16 protein-coding genes are annotated in these 18240 nt (G+C 34.9%); 13 read left to right on the top strand and 3 right to left on the bottom strand.

Annotated elements, in window-relative coordinates; genetic code table 11:
• The first annotated feature begins 82 nt into the window (after positions 1-82).
• From HMPREF3265_RS05570 to HMPREF3265_RS05520, 11 genes are all read left to right on the top strand, one after another.
• Positions 83-367, top strand: coding sequence for a putative quinol monooxygenase (locus HMPREF3265_RS05570; RefSeq protein WP_037550272.1), 285 nt, complete (start codon positions 83-85; stop codon positions 365-367).
• A 168-nt stretch (positions 368-535) separates the two neighbouring features.
• The gene (locus HMPREF3265_RS05565; RefSeq protein ID WP_070441642.1) at positions 536-2473 is read left to right on the top strand and encodes an FUSC family protein; all 1938 of its coding nucleotides are present in this window, start codon (positions 536-538) and stop codon (positions 2471-2473) included.
• Positions 2474-2544: 71 nt separating this feature from the next.
• Positions 2545-2964 carry a DUF2188 domain-containing protein gene (locus tag HMPREF3265_RS05560; RefSeq protein WP_053025346.1) on the top strand — a complete coding sequence of 140 codons (420 nt, stop codon included), beginning with the start codon at positions 2545-2547 and terminating at the stop codon, positions 2962-2964.
• Positions 2965-3128: 164 nt separating this feature from the next.
• Entirely contained in the window at positions 3129-3827 is a 699-nt protein-coding gene (locus tag HMPREF3265_RS05555; RefSeq protein ID WP_070861126.1) for a GTP pyrophosphokinase, read from the top strand.
• Positions 3828-3968: 141 nt separating this feature from the next.
• Positions 3969-4844, top strand: coding sequence for an alpha/beta fold hydrolase (locus tag HMPREF3265_RS05550; protein ID WP_070441648.1), 876 nt, complete (start codon positions 3969-3971; stop codon positions 4842-4844).
• A 92-nt stretch (positions 4845-4936) separates the two neighbouring features.
• The gene (locus HMPREF3265_RS05545) at positions 4937-5659 is read left to right on the top strand and encodes a MerR family transcriptional regulator (RefSeq protein WP_070441651.1); all 723 of its coding nucleotides are present in this window, start codon (positions 4937-4939) and stop codon (positions 5657-5659) included.
• 137 nt (positions 5660-5796) lie between these two features.
• On the top strand, positions 5797-6477 hold the full coding sequence (locus HMPREF3265_RS05540; RefSeq protein ID WP_070441654.1) for a GntR family transcriptional regulator: 681 nt from the start codon (positions 5797-5799) through the stop codon (positions 6475-6477).
• 21 nt (positions 6478-6498) lie between these two features.
• A complete protein-coding gene (gntK, locus tag HMPREF3265_RS05535) occupies positions 6499-8037 on the top strand; it encodes a gluconokinase (protein ID WP_070441657.1) in 1539 nt (512 codons plus the stop codon).
• 40 nt (positions 8038-8077) lie between these two features.
• Positions 8078-9436 carry a gluconate:H+ symporter gene (locus HMPREF3265_RS05530; RefSeq protein WP_070861125.1) on the top strand — a complete coding sequence of 453 codons (1359 nt, stop codon included), beginning with the start codon at positions 8078-8080 and terminating at the stop codon, positions 9434-9436.
• A 253-nt stretch (positions 9437-9689) separates the two neighbouring features.
• Complete coding sequence (galU, locus tag HMPREF3265_RS05525; RefSeq protein WP_070861124.1) at positions 9690-10556, top strand: UTP--glucose-1-phosphate uridylyltransferase GalU; 867 nt, start codon at positions 9690-9692, stop codon at positions 10554-10556.
• 977 nt (positions 10557-11533) lie between these two features.
• The gene (locus tag HMPREF3265_RS05520; protein ID WP_011274908.1) at positions 11534-11725 is read left to right on the top strand and encodes a hypothetical protein; all 192 of its coding nucleotides are present in this window, start codon (positions 11534-11536) and stop codon (positions 11723-11725) included.
• Between the two features lie 151 nt (positions 11726-11876).
• Here the strand turns inward: HMPREF3265_RS05520 and HMPREF3265_RS05515 are convergent, their stop codons facing one another.
• Positions 11877-12143, bottom strand: coding sequence for a DUF1413 domain-containing protein (locus tag HMPREF3265_RS05515; RefSeq protein ID WP_053016455.1), 267 nt, complete (start codon positions 12141-12143; stop codon positions 11877-11879).
• Between the two features lie 189 nt (positions 12144-12332).
• Here HMPREF3265_RS05515 and HMPREF3265_RS05510 point away from each other — a divergent pair, with 189 nt between their 5' ends.
• Both HMPREF3265_RS05510 and HMPREF3265_RS05505 read left to right on the top strand, forming a co-directional pair.
• A complete protein-coding gene (locus tag HMPREF3265_RS05510) occupies positions 12333-13028 on the top strand; it encodes an SDR family oxidoreductase (RefSeq protein ID WP_053025551.1) in 696 nt (231 codons plus the stop codon).
• Between the two features lie 117 nt (positions 13029-13145).
• Complete coding sequence (locus HMPREF3265_RS05505; RefSeq protein ID WP_070861123.1) at positions 13146-14378, top strand: acetylornithine deacetylase; 1233 nt, start codon at positions 13146-13148, stop codon at positions 14376-14378.
• A gap of 56 nt (positions 14379-14434) precedes the next feature.
• On the opposite strand, the gene HMPREF3265_RS05500 is transcribed toward HMPREF3265_RS05505, so the two are convergent.
• Both HMPREF3265_RS05500 and ppx read right to left on the bottom strand, forming a co-directional pair.
• The gene (locus HMPREF3265_RS05500; RefSeq protein ID WP_070861122.1) at positions 14435-16600 is read right to left on the bottom strand and encodes an RNA degradosome polyphosphate kinase; all 2166 of its coding nucleotides are present in this window, start codon (positions 16598-16600) and stop codon (positions 14435-14437) included.
• 96 nt (positions 16601-16696) lie between these two features.
• The gene (gene ppx, locus HMPREF3265_RS05495) at positions 16697-18238 is read right to left on the bottom strand and encodes an exopolyphosphatase (protein ID WP_053024143.1); all 1542 of its coding nucleotides are present in this window, start codon (positions 18236-18238) and stop codon (positions 16697-16699) included.
• Positions 18239-18240 lie beyond the last annotated feature (2 nt).

Here is an 18240-nt window from a genome sequence, read left to right as displayed (position 1 = left end):
CTTAAAGTCACATTATTGTTTTATGTATGAGTGAAAATGGTAAAATAGTATTAAATTAATCACAAAATTGAGGGTGAAATGTATGATTATTATTAATGCCAAACTTAAAGTAAGTGAAGAACATCGTGAAGCCTATTTAGATTTAATGACGAACTTAGTTAAACATGCACGTGAAGAGGAAGGAAATACATTTTATAGCCACTATGAAGATGTAACTGAACGAAATACATTCGTAGTCGTAGAGAACTATAAAGATCAAGATGCGGTTGAAGCACACAACCACTCAGACCATTTTAAAGTGTTCAGCGAAAATATCGGCAAATATATTACAGAAAAACCAGTCATCGATGTTGCGGAAGCCAAATAATTAAAGAAATTTTCATAATAATATACATTACTAAGGTAGGATTTGAAATCTATGTCACAGATATAATTTCAATCCTACCTTTTTTGTAAATTAGACAATGGTCATCATATAACTTAATAAAAAGTGTTACCATTAAATATGTATGTTTTATAGAAAGGAAAGATAACATTGGGAAATGTTTTAAACTCACTTATCACATTTGACACAAGTAAAGTTGATCTGATGAAGGGTGTCAGACAAGGCTTGTTATTAATTATCCCAGCACTATTAGGTTATTTCCTAGGCAATTTTGCATTAGGATTGCTTGTATCGACTGGGACGTTGGCGCATATCTATGTGTTCAAAAGTTCACCCCGCTCAATGATTAGAACTGTTATCGTATGCTCATTGTCATTTGCAGTATGTATGATACTGGGCACACTTACAGTTACTGAGCCGATATTATATGGCGTAACCTTATTATTAGTTACAGTCATCCCATATTACATCTTCAGTGCATTGAAGATTGCAGGACCATCTTCAACATTCTTTCTTGTAACGTTTTGTTTACCAAGTAACTTGCCAATAGCACCAAATGAAGCGTTATACCGTGGTTTAGCAATTCTTGTTGGTGGTGCGATTGCTACATTAGTAGTCATCTTGACAATACTTTTCCAAAAACAAAAAATCGAAAATAGAGCGATTAATTCGGACTTTAACATGATTAAAGAATTAATGCACAATTATAATGATGTCGATAAATTTAAAGAAAGTACAAAAACAGCGGTAACACAGTTTAAAAATTCAGATGAATTGTTAATCACTGCTACGGCTGGAGTGAACCAGAAATTGAGTCCGCGCTTTCAAAGACTGTTATTACTCCACACATCGGCACAGGGGTTATATTCAGAATTATTGGAACTACATGAAAAAGGTATACGCCCTATACCAAATGAATTAGTTGAAATGATGGATGTTGCGATACGAAATGCATATCGAACAACAGCCTCTCGTGAAAAGTGGGCAAAAGAAGTTCATGTAGATGAAGCATTTGATGATTTATTACAATATATCTTGAAAATTGATGAAATTACGAACTTAGATTCAAGTCAAATTGAACATGAAGCAAGTGTTCGTAAACCGTTATATAGTCAACGTATCATTCATAATTTAACATTAGATTCGATTGTATTTCGAAATACATTAATTTACGCCGTCATTATGGCAGTAGCAATCTTTATTTCATTAGCCTTTAATATCCAAAAATCTTACTGGATACCATTAACAGCACATACAGTCTTATTAGGCATGACAACTCGACGTATGTTAGACCGTTCTGTTGCTCGTGGACTAGGTACTATCTTAGGAACACTTGTCTTATCAGCTATATTGTATTTCAATCCACACTTAATCATTGCCGTTATCATAATGGGTATTGCAGCGATGGTCACTGAAACATTTGTAGGTTCAAACTATGCGTTCGCAGTTATATTTATCACGATCCAAGTTATATTATTAAATGGTTTAGCATCAGATAACCTTTCAATTTCAATTGCCTATACACGTATCTTTGATGTATTAATCGGTATAGCAATTGCAGTTGTCGGAATTCTTCTTATTAACCGTCAAACAGCGTCTGTCATGTTACCACGAACGATTGCAGAAGTGGTTCGTAAGGAAGCGGTAATCTTCCAATATTTATTCTCAGAGAATCACTACCAAGATGATTTACGTGAAAGAGATGAAAGTTTAGCACTTTCAGTGAAAATGAGTAACATGATTCAAATCAACAATTCAGCAAGTGATGAATTGTTCTCTAATCAAGAAGTAATTCGTTATTATTATCCAAGTATATTTGCCTTGGAAGAGATTAACTTTATGTTAATGCGTGCGATGCAAGATCATCAACGTCAACGTATTTCAGATCAGCAAATGGGAGAATACCTAGTTACTTTTGAAAATTTAGCGAAACATTTCGAACTTCAAAGCCGACTTGAAATTAATGAACTCTCCGATTTACCTCAATATAATTACATTAAATCGGCATTAATGAGACTACAAAATAATTGTGTGCATACACGTAAAGATATAGATGATGTTGAAAATGGTGTGGCGATTAAAGCATAGTCCAATAAGCAAGTTTCACTCTAAACGATAGTGGTAAAGCAAACTATCAAGTTAAAAAGGAGTTTGATAGGATGCCTTGGACGATGGATGATTATCCGAACACGTGGAAGAACTTCGATGAATTAGAACGTAAGAAAGCAATTGATATTGGTAATGCTATGTTAAAAGATGGTTATAAAGAAGGGGATGTTATACCGATTGCTACACAGCAAGCTAAAGATTGGTATAAAGATGCGACGAAAGATGAGCTAGATGAATTAAAACATAAACACATTACCCAACACAAAAAAGATCAATCTGCAAATCCAAAACTAAATGACGAAAATGTACATGTCTATTTCGAAGATGATGAATGGAAAGTGAAAACAGAAGGTGCGAAACAAGCGTCTGATACGTTTGAGATGAAAGCAGAGGCCACTAAACGCGCACAAGACATCGCTGATAATCGTGGTACAAAAGTCATCGAACATAATAAGAATGAATCATCATAATTAATAGTTGCAAACCTTTATGTCTAGACGCATTGTTCAATATAAAGGTTTGCATTTTTAATTATAAATTTAATTGTTAAAAATAATGTGAAATCAAAGAGTATTATTTTTAGTTCATTTTGCAATTCGCTATAATATACAGTGATGATTAAGGAGGAAATACTATGTATGTAGAAAGAAAACCATCATTGTATATAGAAGAATTACGAAGTGAATTTAAAGATAACTTACATCATTTTAAAGATGGAGACGAAGCCTTTGATAGACTTATTGGCTTCGTAGAACTGGACCACTTATACTCCTCAGCCTTAAAAGAAATCAGTACAAAATTAGATATTCTAGATGACAACTTCAATCACGTTTATAAACACAACCCTATTCACCATATGGAACGCCGTGTGAAAGAAATGAACAGCTTAATTAAAAAGTTGCACCGCAAACAACTAGATATTAGTGCAGAAAGTGCTCGTGAACATATATTAGATATTGCAGGTATTCGCGTTGTTTGTAACTATTTAGAGGATATTTATGTCATTGAAAAGATGCTATTAAAACAAGAGGATGTCAAACTTCTAAAACGTAAAGACTATATTAAAAATCCAAAAGACAACGGCTATCGAAGCTTACATATTGTTGTGTCTATCCCAGTATTCTTATCAAATAAAGTTGAAAAGCTTCCAGTGGAGATTCAAATTAGAACCATTGGTATGGATATGTGGGCAAGTCTAGAGCATAAAATTCGCTATAAAAATAATGCGAGTACGGATGATTATAGTGATATGTTAAAAGACTGTGCAATTGAAATTGCAGATGTAGAATCTAAAATGCAATCGATTCATTCTGCTATTTCAGATAATAACTAAAACGATTAGTTTATAGTATAACTTGATGAATTGTACGTAACTTGCAACAATTCTATAAGTTATACTTTTTAATTTGCCTCTGTTTTGATAATTTTGTGATAAAATAATAATTTAGTAATATAGCAATTTTTGAGGTTGATTATGAACAGAAAATATTTCAAAACACAAATTTATCAATTGAAAAATTATCATAACGAACAAGTCGAAGTGGCATTTGCCGGGAATCAAACTTCAAATAGGGCAATTGTCTTCTTACATGGGGCAATCATGACCTACCGCATTATGACGATGTTTGAACCGTACTTTAGAGAATATAAGATGATCTATATTAACTGTCCAAGCCGTGGCAAAAGCTCAAGTATCGATCGCAATAATCACACATTAGATGATTACTCTGAACGAATTGAAGACGTTTTGGAACAAATTGTTTCGTCACAACAACTTGAAAAGGTCATGGTCATTGGTTACTCGATGGGTGGTATGATTGGCACACGTTTGTTGAAATTTAATACATTGCCTATATCGCACCTTGTTTATTTAAGCAGCGCAGCTAAAATTACACCAAACACAAGTATGCTAGCACGTTTGTTCTCTACAGATAGTAAACGTGATCACTTTAAAGATGAAATTACTGCAATTAAAAATTTGCCACAATATATTTTAAAAAAGACGGTCTACGCACGAAAAGAAAACGGACTAGATATCTTATCATTCGTCGCCCCAATTAAAACAATCATTACAGACTTAATTTATACAATTAAAGCTGATTATCTTCCAGATATTGAAGAAATTGAACAATTTCCTAAGTTATTATTTATCTCTGGCAAAGATGATGAAATCATTCCGTATACTGATTCACAAGCGACAATGGAGCAGTATAAACGCTATGGAGGAGAAACGAAAGAAATCGTCTATCCAGGTATCGGCCATATGGACTTTCCTTCTGTCCTTGAACAATTACCAAATGGTACGGTAGGCATTGTCGATCATATTAAAGATTGGATAGAAGACAAATAAGACATCCTTCAGACTTACTTTAAGCTATGTGTAAAAATCTCTTGCTCGTGACGTAGCGTCATGAGGTAGATTCAATGTAGGAGGTGGACACTATGTCACATTATACAGTTGGAGAGCTAGCCAATCATTTAGGAGTTACAGTTCGAACACTACAATATTATGATCGTAAAGGCTTATTGACAGCTGAACGTGCATCAGAATCAAATCGTAGACATTACAATGATGATCATATACAACAACTACAGTTGATAGTTTTGTTAAAGCAATTTGGTTGTACATTGGATGAAATTAAAACGCTACTTTACGAGGATAGCGATATGCAGACGCTTAAAGCAATGTTGCAACTGAATAAGAAAGAATTAGAGACAAGTATATATAATCAAACAAAAGCACTAAAACATTTGAACAACGTTGACCAATATATTTCAAGTCAATCAAGCGCTCCAATAAATCATTTATCTGACATAGATAAAGCAATGAAACAATCTACTACATTGAAATCGTTTAAAAGTAAAGTATGGATTAGCGCAGGTGTCATTGGCATTATTCAATACACAGTGTTAATCGCAAGTTTATTGAGAAGTTCGAGTAAACCTTTTATTGCGATAGTGCCTATCTTAGTAACCTATGCCGTTGGATTAACAACATATTATTATAAAAATATTTCATATCTGTGTCCCAATTGCCAATATACGTTTAAGCCATCATTGAAACAGTTTATTTTGGCACGACATACTATGCAGACACGTAAATTAGAATGCCCTAAGTGTCACGAAACACATTACTGCATCGAAGTTTCTGAAGAGAAGAAATAGAATTTTAATCATGGTTTTCCCGGTCCATCTGTGGCCGGGTTTTTTAAATTTATAAAAAGAAAGCGTTTGCAAAAACGAAACGTATATATTAATATACTTGTATACAAGTTGTAATTGAGTCAATAGGAGTGAAAGATGTGAAAGAAGGTTATCCAGAACAATGGCTTGGTGGCATGTCTAAAGGAGAAGGTGTCGCAGCAGAAATACGATTGCAAATTGTGAGTGGGGAAATCGAAGTAGATACGCTACTTACTGAGAATCAAGTCGCAAAACAATTTGATGTTAGTCGTTCCCCTGTTAGAGATGCATTCAAATTATTACAGACGGATCAACTTATTCAATTAGAACGCATGGGAGCTAAAGTTTTACTGTTTGGTGATCAAGAGAAGAAAGAACTCTATGATTTACGTTTAATGTTAGAGTCATTTGCCTTCTCTAAGATCAAACACACTGATAGAGCACCTATAACTAAAGAGATGCGTAAGCACCTTGAAATGATGAAAGTAGCAGTTAAATTCGAAGATGCTGAAGCATTTACACAACATGACATTCAATTTCATGAAGCCATGATTATCGCATCCAACCATCAATATTTACAAGCATTTTGGAATCATTTGAAACCCGTAATCGAAACACTCGTATTACTATCTATGAGACATCGCATGGAGCAAGATAAAGAAGATTTTGAACGCATTCATAGTAACCATGAGGTGTTTATTGAAGCGGTAGAACACTATGACTCTACAAAATTAAGAGAAGCCTTTCACTTAAATTTTGATGATGTTGGCGAAGACATTGAAAGTTTCTGGCTAAGATAAATAGAAGAAAGAAGGAATAATATGAAATACATGATTGGTGTTGACATAGGGACAACAAGTACGAAATCAGTATTATATGATGAAAATGGACAATTCATAATGAAACACAACATTGGTTACCCCTTACATACCCCAAATGTAGATGTTTCTGAAGAGAACCCTGACGAATTGTTTGATGCAGTACTAATGACTGTGAAATATGTTGTTAGAGAAGCAAATATAAAAAAAGAAGACATCAAACTAATTTCATTTAGTGCACAAATGCATAGTCTGATTGCACTCGATGCACAACATCATCGTTTGACTGAAAGTATTACATGGGCAGACAATCGCGCGAGTAAATACGCAAAACTAATTAATAAGGAATATTATGGCTCAGACATATATCAACGTACAGGAACTCCAATTCATCCGATGTCACCATTATCTAAGATATTCTGGATGAAGCATGAACAATCAGATATTTATAAACAAACTGCCATGTTCGCAGATATAAAAACTTACATATTCTACCAACTATTTGAAAAATATGTCATCGATTACTCAATGGCGTCAGCTACTGGCATGTTCAATCTTGAAAAACTTGACTGGGATAAAGAGGCACTTGAATTGTTGGGTATCACTGAAGCACAATTACCACAATTGGTACCTACGACACATATTCTTAAAGGTATGAAGAAACGCTATGCAACTTTAATGGGCATTGATGAGAATACACCTATTATTGTAGGTGCAAGTGATGGTGTTCTTTCTAACTTAGGAGTGAATAGTTATAAAAAAGGCGAAGTCGCTGTCACAATCGGTACATCTGGCGCGATTCGAACAGTCATTAATAAACCTCGCACCGATTATAAAGGACGTATCTTCTGTTACGTACTAGACGAAGAACATTATGTCATTGGCGGACCAGTAAACAACGGTGGAGTTGTTCTGAGATGGCTAAGAGATGAACTCCTTGCAAGTGAAGTTGAAACTGCCAAACGTTTAGGCGTTGATCCATATGATGTACTGACTAAAATCGCAAGTCGGGTTAAGCCAGGTGCAGAAGGTCTCATCTTCCATCCGTACCTTGCAGGTGAACGTGCACCATTATGGAACGCCGATGCACGTGGTTCATTCTTCGGTCTTACACTCTCGCATCAAAAGGAACATATGATTCGTGCTGCTTTAGAAGGTGTACTCTATAATCTTTATACAGTTTATCTTGCGCTTATAGAAGTAATGAACGAAACACCAAGCACAATCAAAGCGACAGGAGGATTTGCTAAGAGTGAAGTGTGGCGTCAAATGATGGCAGATATCTTCGACACAGACCTTATCGTGCCTGAAAGCTATGAAAGTTCTTGTTTAGGCGCTTGTGTATTAGGTTTGAAATCATTAGGGGAAATTGATGACTTCTCAATTATTGAAGAAATGGTCGGGACAACGAATGCACATCAACCTGATTCAGAAACCGTTCTAGTGTATCAACAGTTAGTATCAATCTTTATTAATTTAAGTCGCTCATTAGAAGAACGTTATGCAGAAATTGCAGATTTTCAACGTAAGCACATGAAGTAAATCAATTAATTAAAAAAAGAAAACATTGGGAGGATTCACTATGCTTGGAGATATTTGGCCACTTATCAGTGTTGTTATCGGGATTTTATTACTACTATCATTAATTATATTCTTGAAATTGAATACATTTATTTCATTAATCGTCACTTCTGTCGTGACTGCTATACTACTAGGTATGCCATTAAATAAAATAATGGAAACTATAGAAGCGGGAATGGGAAGTACGCTTGGCCACATTGCATTAATCTTTGGATTAGGGGCAATGCTTGGTAAATTACTTGCAGATGGTGGCGGTGCCAATCGAATTGCCGACACATTGATTGCTAAATTTGGACCTAAACACGTGCAATGGGCAATGTTGATTGCAGCATTTATCGTGGGTATCGCACTATTCTTCGAAGTAGGTTTAGTTTTATTAATTCCGTTAGTGTTTACGATTGCTAAACGTGCAAAAGTATCACCTTTAAAACTTGGTTTACCAATGGTGACAGCTTTATCAGTAACACATGGTTTCTTACCACCACACCCTGGACCAGTCGTTATCGCTAAAGAACTAAAAGCGAATGTGGGAGAAGTATTACTATTTGGAATCATCATTGCAATTCCAGTAACGATTATTGCTGGACCTGTATTTAATAAAATTGCACAAAAAATTATCCCTTCAGCATACACTCGTGAAGGTGATATCTCAGCATTGGGTTCTCAAAAAGAATTTAAAGAATCTGAAATGCCAGGTTTTGGATTAAGTTTATTTACAGCAATATTGCCTGTGATCTTAATGTTAATTTCAACTATTGTTCAATTAATCACTGGCCACGAGGAAGCTAAAAATTTATTTGAACAAATTGTTTACTTCATAGGTACGCCTGGTACTGCGATGTTAATTTCAGTTATCTTCGCTATCTTCTCAATGGGCTTGAACCGTGGCAGAAAGATGGACGACATTATGAAGTCAGTTACAAATGCCATCTATCCAATTGGTATGATGATCTTAATCATTGGCGGTGGTGGCACATTCAAGCAAGTATTGATTGATGGTGGCGTGGGTGATACAATCGCAAAAATGTTCGAAGGTTCTACAATGTCACCTATCTTACTTGCTTGGATAGTAGCAGCAGTATTACGTATCGCATTAGGTTCAGCCACAGTAGCTGCCATCTCTACAACAGGTATCGTTTTACCATTATTACAACACTCAGATGTTAACGTTGCACTCGTTGTACTTGCAATAGGAGCAGGAAGCGTTATTCTATCTCACGTAAATGATGCAGGATTCTGGATGTTTAAAGAATACTTCGGATTAACCGTCAAAGAAACATTCTTAACTTGGTCACTACTTGAGACAATCATCTCTGTATCAGGTATCATCTTTATATTATTTATTAACTTATTTGTATAAGAATCTTTTATAAAAGTACTCACTGCAAAATGGTGAGTGTTTTTTAGTTCAAGAAATAGGTTTTCTACTAACAATTTTCAACAGTTTGAAAATGAATATATTAATAAAAATTTGCATACTTAAATGGCACCACAAGTGTAGTGCCTGTACCACCCATAGTTAAATTAATAAGCTATTGCTAGGAAAGAAATCAAAAGAGTGATAAACTAACAAATGATATAAAAGACAGAATGTGCAAAGGAGTTACTTGAGTTTGAAACAGATAAAAAAAGCAATCATACCTGCTGCTGGTTTAGGGACGCGATTCTTACCAGCTACTAAAGCGATGCCTAAAGAAATGCTTCCTATTCTAGACAAACCTACAATTCAATACATAGTGGAAGAGGCTTCTCGTGCAGGAATTGAAGATATTATCATCGTAACTGGTAAACATAAACGCGCAATTGAAGATCATTTTGATAATCAAAAAGAATTAGAAATGGTTCTTAAAAAAAAAGGAAAAGATGACCTACTTGGGAAAGTACAATATTCTACGGAATTAGCAAACATCTTCTACGTTCGACAAAAAGAACAAAAAGGATTAGGACATGCGATACATACAGCTCGTCAATTTATTGGAAATGAACCATTTGCAGTCTTGTTAGGTGATGACATCGTTGAATCAGAGACACCAGCTATCAAACAATTGATGAACGTTTACGAAGAAACAGGTCATTCAGTCATTGGTGTTCAAGAAGTACCAGAGAGCGTTACTCATAGATATGGTATTATTGATCCATTAGAAAAAGAAGGCCGTCGTTACGAGGTAAAACAATTTGTTGAGAAACCGAAACAAGGTACAGCACCTTCAAATCTAGCCATCATGGGACGTTACATCTTAACACCTGAGATATTTGACTACCTTGAAACACAAAAAGAAGGCGCTGGAAATGAAATTCAGCTCACTGATGCGATTGAACGTATGAATAGTGATATTCCAGTTTATGCATACGACTTTGATGGTGATCGTTACGATGTTGGAGAAAAATTAGGCTTCGTTAAAACAACGATTGAATATGCACTTAAAGATCCAAAGATGAAAGATGAACTCATTAAGTTTATTAAAGAATTAGGATTTTAATATAATGATACAAAAGAAGACCCCATAGACACTTAAGTGATCAGCTTAAATGTTTATGGGGTTCATCTTTGATGTGAAAAACATCGCACCTATACTTCTTTAGAGACATTTCGACTTAATTAATACTTAGTTAAAGCATCAGAGAGTAAGTATTAATTAAAAATTTTGTAATAGCTTTTTTCCTAAAAATATAGTTCATAATACACCTGACATATGGTAAAGAATTATGGGTACTTCTTTGGATTACGTAATCTTGGCTGTTTGATTCATGTTGCGTTGACTGACTTGTCACGAGCATTATGAACATATATTTCAAGAAGTATAAATTCCACTCATCTCAGTTTCCGCTAAGATGAGCTTTTTGGGAAATATAATATGTAATGGTTATACTTCCCAACCTCCTCTAAAACTCTATGTATTAGATGTATATCTAATACACTTAAATTGTACAATATATTATTCAGATAGAATACCTGTCGTAATATCAAACCTTTAGCTAAAAATATCAATCTTTTTACTTCATTTAAAATTTAGTGAAAAAGAAAGAGACCCACCTTACTCTCCAGTTAAGATGCGTCTCTAACGAATTTTATCAGTTGAGAGCTTATTATCTCCCTCATACATCAGATCAATCTAATGTGAGTTAATTATACTATGGAATTGAATCTTTTTAAATAGTGGTTAGTATCAATATTTTGTCTAATAATATCAATTTATGTAATTTTAACAATATATAGGTGGTAAAATATTTATCTTTAGGGACTTTTGATTGTAACTATACGTAGTCAAGCATATTAACAAATTGAGTTATAATATTATGTAATGATGACATCTATATTCCACATACATAAATCCCTTCAATTACTTTCATTTTCAAAAAGTGAACTATTTGTGAAAAGTATCACAAAAGGCTTTAAAAAATTTTAAAAGGGTGTATGATAAGAATTGTAAGGAATAAGTAATGGGAAGTGATACTGATGAGAAAAGTAATTGAAGAAGTTGTTTTTTCTGATGAAGGCAGTTACGACATTTATTTGAAAACTGGTGTTAATCAAGGAATGATCGGCGATATTAAAGATGGCTACTTGACTATCGATTCAATTCCATATATTGATGCAGAACGACTATATTACTATGGACTCGAACGTAAAACACTCGTTACAAATTAATACAAATTGAATGGCCTCCTATTAACATTCAAGAACCTTATATGCCTTCGTTGGTGAGCAGTCGAAGGCATACCATAAATATACCCCTAATCATTCTGGAATAATGTGTTGAAAGCCCGTATCTTACCATAGAGATACGGGCTTCATTGTATTATAAATCTTTGAAATTCTTCTTAACTTCATTATATTGATATTCTTGATTATATAACTTAAATTTGTAGCCTTCTTGACTAGAGAATGGCATTCTTACACGTGGAATTTGATCCAATTGTGCGATAAATTCTCTCTCTTGGCGTGTACGTTGCTTCACACTCATATTCATCCATTCTTCTTCACTATATAAATCGATGAAATGAAACGAGAAACTTGTTCTACTCTTTTCAGCACGTAACGCTTGAATACGTTCTTCAAATGTCATTGTGTATCCTCCTATCTTTCTATATGCCCAATGATTTAATTACATATATTAACTTTAATACGTTTTCATAAAGATTACAATTCATCTTAGTATTTTCATAATAATATTTCCTGGAAATTGTCTTAAAGGTTTAATGCATTTTAAATAAGGTAATGTATTTTATGAATCTAAAATAAAGGATGAAGTGAAATGACAGAATTAAACGGACGCGTAGCAATTATTACCGGTGCAAGTAGTGGTATCGGAGCAGCAACAGCAAAAGCACTTGAGAAGCAAGGTGTTAAAGTCATACTAGCAGGACGTAGTCATGATAAATTGAATACGGTAGCGAAAAATATGAATGAAGACAATATACATATTGTGCCTACAGATGTGACAAACCAAGCAGAAGTAGATGCATTAGTAGCAAAAGCCATCGATGTATTTGGACATGTGGATATCTTCGTAAATTGTGCAGGTGTAATGCGTTCATCTAAAATCACAGACTATCAAGTTGAGTCATGGGATTCAATGGTTGATACGAATATTAAAGGACTTCTATACAGTCTCAATGCGATATTACCTAAGTTTGAAGCACAGGGGTCAGGACATGTGGTAAATTTAGCATCTATATCTGCGAATGAAGTATCTAAAGAAAGTGCATTATATAGTGCTACAAAATCTGCTGTACTGATGATTTTTAATGGTTTAGAAAAAGAATTAGCAAAAACAGGGATTAAAACAACAAGCATATTACCAGGAATGGTAGATACACCGATGACAGAACGCAGTGACTTTGGTGGTCGTAAGAAACTAGATCCTGAAAATATTGCAGATGCGATTATTTACGCATTAACACAACCTGCACATGTTAATGTGAACGAAGTGACAGTACGACCAGTGTAGTAGATTATAGAGAGGCTAGGACATTAAGTACTTAGATAGTGTAAAATTATATTAAAATGGTACATTGATAATGAAGGGTGATAGTGGGGATAACTAAGATTTGGAGGAGTGACAAAGATGGAGAAACGTCTTTATAACTTATTAGAATTATTAGTTAGCTATAATACGGAGAGTCCACCTGGACGTAATACAGACCCTTTGCAAGATGAGATTGAAGAATTATTAAAAGCACTTGGATTTAGTATTCAACGGGAACAACTCTATAAGGATGATAGTGTCATTGTCGCGACTTTGAAGGGGAGTGACCCTTCCGCACCTAAACTTATATTAAATGGCCATGTAGATGTGGCATCAGTAGATGATGATTCAAACTGGACGTATCCGCCATTTAAATTAACCCAAGTGGATGACTGGCTTTATGGTCGTGGGGTAAGTGATATGAAAGGTGGTATGGCGTCATTATTTTATATTCTTGAAAAGTTACATCAAGAAGGACGCCAACCGAAAGGCGATATTATTGTGCAATCGGTTGTAGGAGAAGAAGTAGGTGAAGCAGGTACGAAACTTGCTTGTGAAATTGGACCTAAAGCTGATCTAGCACTTGTGTTAGATACCAGTGAGAATATGGCGCTTGGTCAAGGTGGTGTGATTACCGGCTGGATTACGGTGAAAAGTAAGAATACCATTCATGACGGTGCGCGTAGTCAAACCATCCATGCTGGTGGTGGGCTATTTGGTGCGAGTGCCATTGAAAAAATGACAAAAATTATTCACGCACTAAACGAATTAGAACAGCACTGGGCTGTAATGAAACATAGTCCAGGTATGCCTCCAGGTGCAAATACCATTAACCCGGCAGTGATTGAAGGTGGACGTCATCCGGCATTTATTGCAGATGAATGTCGTTTATGGATAACGGTTCATTATTTGCCAAACGAGCGATATGAAGATGTAGTTGCAGAAATAGAAGATTACTTGAATCGGGTGGCTGAGGCTGATATTTGGCTTCGGGAGAATCCAATGAAGTTTGAATGGGGCGGTGAATCAATGATTGAAGACAAAGGTGAAATCTTCCCTAGCTTCACCATTCCTACTGAACATCCTGGATTTAAACAATTACAGTCAGCGCATCAAACTGTTCATGGAACGGATTTAAAGCATGGTATGAGTACGACTGTAACTGATGGTGGTTGGACAGCACACTTTGGTATACCAACTATTTTATATGGGCCTGGTAGTTTAGAAGAAGCACATAGCGTCGATGAGAAGATAGAAACATCAGAACTACAAACCTATAGTGATGTTCTCTACCAATTCTTAAATCATTGGTACGATCACCCTGAGAAATAAAATTGTTTACAAAAATAAAGGCAATGGTCATGTGCGACCATTGCCTATTTTATATGTTATTTCTTTAGTGAACGACGGATACGATTCATCCAATTGGCACGACGTTTAGATACAACTGGCATACCTGATGGTTGAGCAGAACGTTTTTTAAGTTCTTGTCCATATTTAATTGCTTCTTGCATTAAATAGACTTGTGAATTTAATGGTGATAAGTTATTTTCCACATAGTGATAATGACCATGTTCATCTTGGTAGCGTCCTTTTTGATTATCAGATAATTGTAAGTCCATGAAGTCGACTAGGCGTTTTCCAATTTCTTTATCTTCAACTGGGAATAAGATTTCTACACGTTTAATCATGTTACGTGTCATTACATCAGCTGATGATAAATAGATGCGTTCATCTCCATTGTTATGGAAGTAATAAATACGAGAATGCTCTAGTAAACGACCAACGATACTTACCACTTCAATATTCTCACTTATGCCAGGAATACCTGGTTTTAAGCAACAGATACCACGAATAATGAGTTGAATCTTCACACCGGCTTGTGATGCTTCGAATAACTTTTCAATGATGGCTTTATCCGTAAGTGAGTTCATCTTCATCATAATCTTACCATTGCCATGTTGAAGGTGACTGCTAATCTCTTTATCAATGCGATCGATAAAGACATCACGAATATCAAATGGTGCTACGATTAATTTATTGTATTCTGGTTTTACTGAGTACCCACTTAAATAATTGAAGAAGTTAATGGCATCTTCTGCAATTTGTTCATTTGTAGTGATAATACCCATATCTGTATAGAGTTTCGCAGTCTTGTCATTATAGTTACCTGTTCCTAAGTGAACGAATGATGTTAATTCGCCAGCGATACGTTTAACGACTAAAGCGATTTTACTGTGTGTCTTAAGATGTGTCATACCATATATAACGTGACAACCTGCATCTTCTAACATGCGTGCCCAGTGTACGTTGTTTTCTTCATCGAAACGTGCTTTCAATTCTACAAGTACGGTTACTTGTTTACCTTTTTCAGCAGCTTCTTTTAAACTCTTAATAATAGGTGAGTCTTTACTAACGCGATACAATGTCTGTTTAATCGCAATTGTATTTGGATCGTCCGCAGCTTCGCGAATAAAGTCAACAATCGGTTCGAAAGATTCGTATGGGTGATGGAAGAAGATATCACGTTTTAATGCAAGTTCATATAAATTATTATTGCCTAAAGAACGTGGAATCTGTGGTGAATATTTTTCATAAGTTAAATAGTTTAATTTATGAGATAGATGATCGACTAAGCCGAAAATAAATGTTAAGTCTAATGGTCCATTTAAGAAATAAACATCTTGCTTGTCAACTTCCAATGTTTCGATAAGCCAGTCTAAATCATCTGGATTTGCAGTACGACCATCAACTTCCAGACGTACAGCTGAACCACTCTTACGTTCTTTAAGGAAACGTTCGATTTCGATAAGTAAGTCTTCAGCGCCATCCTCATGTATCGTCAAATCGGCATTTCTTGTGATTCTGAATGTGAAGGTATTTAATACTTCATAACCAGTAAATAAATAATTGATAAAATATGTGATAACATCTTCAACCATAACCACATATTGTTTAGGACCTTCATTATAAGTTAAGAATCTTGGAATGAGTGACGGGATTTGAACAATTGCTGAATTAATCGCTTCTTCAGTATCAATGTCTACGAAGATGTTTAAACTTTTATTATTAAGTTTAGGGAAAGGATGATACGCATCAATGCCAAGTGGTGTTAAAGTTGGCAGAATCGTTAGTTTAAAATCTCTTTCTAATTTGTTTAATAAAGGTTCAGATAATTCATGTGGTTCACACATCACTATTTCATAATCTTGAAGTTCTGTCATTAATTCGTTATAACGTTCATATTGTGTATCAACATATTTTTTAGCTTTTTCTTGGATGGCATCAACTTGTTCTTGTGGTGTCATTTGTGCTTTGTTTTCTGGTTTGTCGTAGCCCATCTTAACTTGGTCTTTTAAACCTGCAACGCGAACCATGAAGAATTCATCTAAGTTAGAACTAAAAATAGATATAAAGTTTAACTTCTCTAGTAGCGGATTATTTTTGTCATATGCTTCTTGAAGTACGCGATAGTTGAAATCAAGCCAACTTAGTTCGCGGTTGTTGTAGTATTGCGGTAAGCTAATATCATTTTCTCCCAATTGAGTTTGCATTCCAAATACACCTCGTCATTTCCTCAAATATGCGTTATTCTTTTCAATTAGTAAGTAAAAGGCATAACATCCTAAGTTTAAGATAGCATACTTGTTTTAAGATTTTGTAAAGATAATGGAAACATTTCCTTTAAGTATCTTTTCAATATGTTTTTTCTGTCTGTTTGCTTGATATTCTTCTGCAATAGGCTCGCCTTCAGTATAAAAAACAGTTAATTGATAGTCCTCGTCGCCTTTTTTCATTTTCTTCAATTCAACATCGACTACGAAGCTTGTTTGAGAAATATTTAAAGCGTTGATAAATTTAATGATGCCACCGAGTGCTTGAACCGTATCTACTTCTTTATTGCTAAACCAATCTGTTTCTTTGCAATAGAATTTCAATAGTGATTTATTTTTGAAACTGGCGAGTAGCGCTAATTTAACACGGTCTTTATGTGTATAACCGTTAATCATAGAGTTAGCAATGATGTAGTACGTGTGTGGAGAACTTGAATCTGAATCGATAAAGCTACCTAGGTAGTAAATATAAGCGCCTTCTTCAAATAGACGTTGATCGTTATCACTGATGTCTAAATCAGCGATATCAATTAATTGTGATAATAAGGATTTAGCTAATTTAAGACGTGCTTGTGAACTAACATCTTCAATCTTATATTCACGTGCTAAGAAATGAATTGATTCTTTACGTACATTATTTTTATCGAAGACATCAGGGTAGCGTTCACGTACTTGCTTCATGACATACCCCTCACGTAAACCATTTCTAGAGAATGTGAATTGTTTAGCGTCTACAATTTTATACAACGTTTTAAACACTGATACAGCTGGTAAGATGATATCTACACGGTCACGACTTAGGCCGTCAAGGTTGGTTAAATCATCGCGATCACTTTTACGAATGATATCAAAGACTTCATCAATATCTTTATTCGTCATTGTATAATTGTGTACACCGCCAATAGGGTATGAATGTTCGGCTTGATGGATACGAGCTACATTTCGTGCGGAACCACCGACACCTACAAGTGCAACCTCTTGATCTTTCAACCACTCTAAAGATTCAAATTGTTGAGATAGGAATTTCTCCATATCTTTAATGGCGCCTTTGTCGTTATGATCTTTGTCGTTGAAGAACTTTCTTTTAAGTGTTACGACACCGAAAGGGAAACTATGTGATTCAAATAACTCTTTATCTTTAAATAACGTTACTTCAGTTGAACCGCCACCGATGTCGACGGATACTCCGTTTTCAATTTCAGTAGTGTGAGTAATTGCGTAGTAACCATAGTAAGCTTCGTCTTCTTCGGGTACGATTTTAATATCAATATCAACTTCATTTTTAACTTCTTTGACAATTTCATCATTGTTTTTAGATTGACGGATTGCGGCAGTAGCAATCGGATGTAATTCAGTTACATTGAATTTATCAGACACAGATTTAAAGCTGTGTAATGCATTAATGAGTACTTTTATGCCTTCTTTACTCATTTTATTATCTTTAGTGAGATATTGGCTTAGTCGTGCAGGCGTCTTAATGTTGAGCAATTCATTAATTCCAGATTCTTTAGTAAAGTTAAAAATAACTAATCTGATAGTATTTGATCCAATATCTACTAAACCTATTCGTTCTTCCATCG

Source organism: Staphylococcus sp. HMSC62B09, assembly GCF_001839115.1.
GTDB classification, from domain to species: domain Bacteria; phylum Bacillota; class Bacilli; order Staphylococcales; family Staphylococcaceae; genus Staphylococcus; species Staphylococcus haemolyticus.
Note: the sequence above shows the minus strand (reverse complement) of the source record. Positions and strands in the feature narration are given on the sequence as shown.